Annotated in this window: 4 protein-coding genes; all 4 read left to right on the top strand. The window is 42.8% G+C overall.

Going from position 1 to position 4,821, the window contains the following annotated elements; all coding sequences use genetic code 11:
• Positions 1 to 122 precede the first annotated feature (122 nt).
• Positions 123 to 1,790 carry a hypothetical protein gene (locus tag QUB30_RS32835; protein WP_333342385.1) on the top strand — a complete coding sequence of 556 codons (1,668 nt, stop codon included), beginning with the start codon at positions 123 to 125 and terminating at the stop codon, positions 1,788 to 1,790.
• Positions 1,783 to 2,295, top strand: coding sequence for a hypothetical protein (locus QUB30_RS32830; RefSeq protein ID WP_333342383.1), 513 nt, complete (start codon positions 1,783 to 1,785; stop codon positions 2,293 to 2,295). The genes QUB30_RS32835 and QUB30_RS32830 overlap by 8 nt, the downstream gene beginning before the upstream one ends.
• Positions 2,296 to 2,338: 43 nt before the next feature.
• Positions 2,339 to 3,136, top strand: a complete 798-nt coding sequence (locus QUB30_RS32825) for a mobilization protein MobD-like protein (protein WP_333342381.1) — start codon at positions 2,339 to 2,341, stop codon at positions 3,134 to 3,136.
• A 591-nt stretch (positions 3,137 to 3,727) separates the two neighbouring features.
• A partial coding sequence (locus QUB30_RS32820) for a DUF6753 family protein (protein WP_333342380.1) occupies positions 3,728 to 4,821 on the top strand: 1,094 nt, incomplete at its 3' end.

Here is a 4,821-nt window from a genome sequence, read left to right as displayed (position 1 = left end):
GCAGTCTGTCCCCGCCATTTGGAGGGGGCTATTTTAACTATCTAAAACCACCGGAATTGGTGAGGTCAGACTTAAACTGAAGCCAATACTATCATTTTATAACGTAATAAAAGCCAGCGTTTATGAAGAAAAAATCCTCAATACCAGATGCACTTCTGGCTATAGATTTTGGAGGCTTATCTACTAGAGTTTTCTGCCAAAGCTCGCAAGCAGGCAGTAAAGCAAACTCCTTTGTAATGGAATCGCAGGTGGGGCCAGTGAGCCAAGACATAGCCAATTGTTTCACACAACCCAACCTCGCATCAGCATCTCCCGAAAATATTGCTTGGGTGGCAATTGGTAATGAATGCCGAGCCGTTGGCTACCTAGCAGCAGCGCAATTCAATGCTCACATCGGTTTGGCGGGACTGAAGTACAGTAGCGCTTTGTACAAAGCTCTAGCAGCTTTGTGGGTAGTGTCGCGGAAGTTAGATTTAGGCAGTCAATTTAGCGCTGCGATCTCCGTTTTCTTGCCCCCAGGCGAATTTAATGACTCCAAGCAATTTTTTGAGCTATTAAGTCAATACTCTGCTTCATTTGAAACACCCACCGGCAAGCTATCCGTCACCCTGGACAAAACCCAAGCTTTGCAAGAAGGCGGCGGCATTGCTTTGATCCACAACAGTAATTTAGGTTCAGCCTTCAAGCAGCGGGTAACTGCCTTTGTTATGGTAGGATTTCGCAATGCTTCGGTAATAGTTTCGGCACGCGGTGCTGTCGGTAAGGGCAAAACTTCAGACTTAGGAATGGTAAGGTTGGTGGATCTAGTTCAAGAGCGAACCTCTAACTACGATGCTTCCCGTTTGGCTTTATCAATCGCTCAAGCGGGCGTAAGCTACAACCGCCCTTACTTTTACCGAATTGCTCGGAATCGAGAGGAAACAGCTAAAGATCGAGAAGTTGACCAATTGATTGAAGCAGTCAAGCTGTCTCGCTTCGACTACGCTCGAATGCTATCTCATTGGATTAATGAAGTGCTGCCGCCCGATTTAGATGAAATTGTATTTTGCGGGGGTACTTCTGAATATATGAAGCCAGAACTGCGAAATCAGTTTTCTCATTATTCGCTATCTTGGCACGCAGGTATAACAGTGCCAAAAACGCTCGATCCTGATGGTTTAGGTTGCCGCATAGCTGATGTTTACGGACTATTTTCTTACTTCAAATCTCAGTTTGAGGTACTGAGGCAAAGGTCTGTTGCGGCAACTTCTCAGAGGGCAGAAGATACAACTTCCCGTTCAGGAGATGCTCCAGTCCCCACGACTGATATACAGAGTGTAAAAGAATGTGCTGAACAATCTACCAAGCCAAAATCTGAACAATCTACCAAGCCAAAATCTGAACAACCTACTCACCCAAAATCCGAGCCACCTACTAAATTAAAACTTGAGCAATTTACTCACGCTAAATCGGAGCAATCTACTGAACAAAAAATTGAGCAATCTACTGAACAAAAGACTGAAGATATTACTGAACAAAAAATTATTGAGGAACCCGCTGAACAAAAAATTGAGGAACCCACTGAACAAAACACTGAAGATATTACTGAACAAAACACTGAAATTTGCGCTCAACAAAAGGCTGATTCAAGTATCAAAGATACCTGCTTAGATGATTCTAATAAATTGAGTGATGAGTCGTCGTCGAATACAGAACATTCATTAGAGGAATCAGAAACAAACTTAGATGCAGCTCTCTTATTGGGAGGGCCCTACCGAGGTGCTGGGAAGAAGGTGAGGAATTATGCCTAGAAAACGTTACAAGGAATTTTGCTGGCGCTGTCAAGTTTTGCCAGATTCCGAAGACGCTATCTTGCTGTCTTACCTGCAAAATCATCCTTTTTTTAGTTTCAAGGAAACGATTTTACCTCTAATCAAAGCGCGGTGGCTGTTAGCATCTTTACGCAATAGCGGTAGTCATTCTAGTACAGACTTAGAGTATTTGAGGCGAGAAAGCATTAATTTTTTGCTCAGGCAGATAGATGAAGTTTGCCGAGATGCGGGATTTAACTGTACCGAGTTAGGAGTAATTGCCCCTGGTATTTCTTCGGGTTTAATTCCTTTAGCTACTTTCCCTCACTTATCGAATTCAAGTGCATCTATTGCTGCAGAATTAACTGCCCCTGAGAGTTCAACTCCAGCAAGTTTGCCCGAAGAAAAAGAACCAGAGGAATTTGCGGGAGAAGTTGAGTTTGAAAACAGCGCATTTAACTTAGCTGGTTTCGATCCGGCAATGGTCGGACCTAGCTTTAGTTAAAAATTATTAAGTTTTGAATAGACATCCAGCAAGGAGGAATGAAATGACTAACATGATTCACTTGGTTGACGGCGAGAAAGGTGGCGTTGGAAAGTCGATGCTAACTCGGATTCTGGTTGAATTCAATCAGAAGTATGAACTGCTGTACACGTTAATTGATGGTGATTTTCAAAATCCTGACGTGCAGCAGCGCTATCCTGAACACAATGCAAAAATCGTAGCTTTAGTTGAGGATGAAGAGAAGTTTTTCGATATCGATATTATTTTTGAAACAGCAGTAGAAACTCCTGTTATTGTCAATTTACCCGCTCGGGTTTACGGCATTATCAACAAATGGATTGACGAAGCTAATTTAACCTCTCCTGATTTTAAAGAGCAGTCAGGAGTTGATGTATGCAAGTGGTTTATTTGCGGTGGCACGACGGACAGCATTGAAATGTTTATTGACTCTTTCAACTACTTTGAAGGTCAGCTCAATCACATTTTTGTCCGCAATTTTGGAGTTTGCAAAGATTGGTCGCACGTACAAAGCCATAAGGAAATGAACAAGCTCATTAATAATTACCGAATTCCTGTCGTAGATTTGCCCGCTCTGAGTGCAAGAGAGCGCAAGTTTATTGATACGAAGCGGTTGTCATTTTCTCAAGCAATGAAACACTCTGAATTCTTCTTGATTAGTCAGCAGCGATTGCATACTTTTCTGGAAGACTGTTTCCGTCTGATAGAAGATGTAGGCTTGTTTAACAACGCGCCTAATCGCAATAAAAAAGAAGTCATTGTGCCCTATGAACGAAAAAAAAATGAGGAAATGCCAATAGAAAATGAGCCCCAAAATGAGTAACAAAATAAGCAACAGGTTGTAAAGTCTCAAGAGGCTATAATTTGTAAAAAAGGTATCGTAAGCTTTTAAGAATCTAAATTAAGGCTTACGCACAGACTCTACTGATAGGGTGTGCCGAAACCAGCCCGCTGGCTGAGTGCAATCAACGCAGTTGTGTTATCCCAGGCGTTGGTTCTTAGCAATAAACAACGTTTATTGCGTTTAAATTCTGAAAATAAGAAGATTGATCGATCGCCCGCTAAGAGATTTCGAGGGTTTCAAGAACTTCTTCACCACTGGGCCAGCGGGCTGGGTGTGCCGAAACGCATCTTACTACTACAGGTAGTGTCTAAACCGATAATTTACGTCCAGGAATGTAAATTTTACAGTCGATGTGTAATGAACTCGTTATGGGAGGGAAAAAATGTGAATTCAGACTATAAGACAATACGCTTGGGTTAGCGCTTTCAGACGAATTTCATTTCAATAATTTTTGGGAGATAGAGACTTGTGAAAGGAAGTCAGATTGTTGTTATCCCAAGCCTATTAGACTAGAGAATGCGCGATGCAGAACAGCATAAAGATTTGGATTTTAATTAGCTAGGAGGTTAAATGTCCGATCGACTTTTAGAAGAACTTTCCGAAGTTGACTCTCAAGAGTTGGGCGAGATATTGGAAACGCCAAGGGAACAGGGCAGACTTAATAATACCAAAAATAATTCCATACAATCCGCTGAAAATTCGCAAAATTTGCCCGATTCTCCAGATACATTCCCAGAAGATGCAGTAGAAGAAAAGTTGAAATCAGATGGGAGTAAGCTAAATGAAGAGGAGTTTTGGGAACTCATAGACGATGATTCGAGGGAAAGAGAAGCTCTGAACAGACATCCTTTATCTGCCCCTCCCATGTACGAGAGAGATACTGAGTCACTAATCAGCCAGGTACTCAAGGGCAAAGACTCCAAATTTCGCTCTCATGTCATTCAGACAGCTTACCGATATGGTCTCAATAAAAATGACCCGCTTTTTATCGTATTGCTGGCTACAGGTCAACTCGAACTGCTGTTAGAAAAAAAACCGCAAGAGATTGACCAGTTTTTCAAGAATTGGCAATCTCAATGGCAAGGTGATTTGAAAGATTCTCAAGCTGTCATCTCTCAAGAACTGGAACAAGTTCGCCAGCTTACTGAAAATTGGGAAAAAGAAAGCAGAGAGTTTTTAGAACGGCAGGGAAAAGCGGCTGTTAAGGTGCAACATCGCCACATTTCCAACTCAGTTTACACCCTAGTGCGACAAGCAGCTTTAGAGAAAGTTGCTCACGATATTTGGTCGGTGATTTTTGGGAGCGGTGTGGTGTTAGGGGCAATGGCGATCGGCGCGTTTATCGGGCTAGCGCTGCCCCGGTTCATTCCAGCGCCTGAACTCGACCCAAAAGGGCCACGCCAGCTCACTTTAGAACAAGCCGTAGCCCTCGAATGGGGGCTGAGCAAAGAGGGTCAGTTTGCTCGCAAGAACGCGGATACAATTCAGTGGGCAACAAGCAATGAAGGGAAATATGCTCGCCAATTTATGAGCTGGAATCAAGCTTTGTTGAGCGAGAAAGGTGGCAAAAAACTGTGTGAAACTGAGATAAATCGATTGGGGGTGACGCTGACATTAGAGGGTAAACCTGCACAAAAAGGATTTTGTACTTTGTGGATTCGCTC

It is taken from the genome of Microcoleus sp. BROC3 (assembly GCF_036702515.1).
Classification (GTDB): domain Bacteria; phylum Cyanobacteriota; class Cyanobacteriia; order Cyanobacteriales; family Microcoleaceae; genus Microcoleus.
Note: the sequence above shows the minus strand (reverse complement) of the source record. Positions and strands in the feature narration are given on the sequence as shown.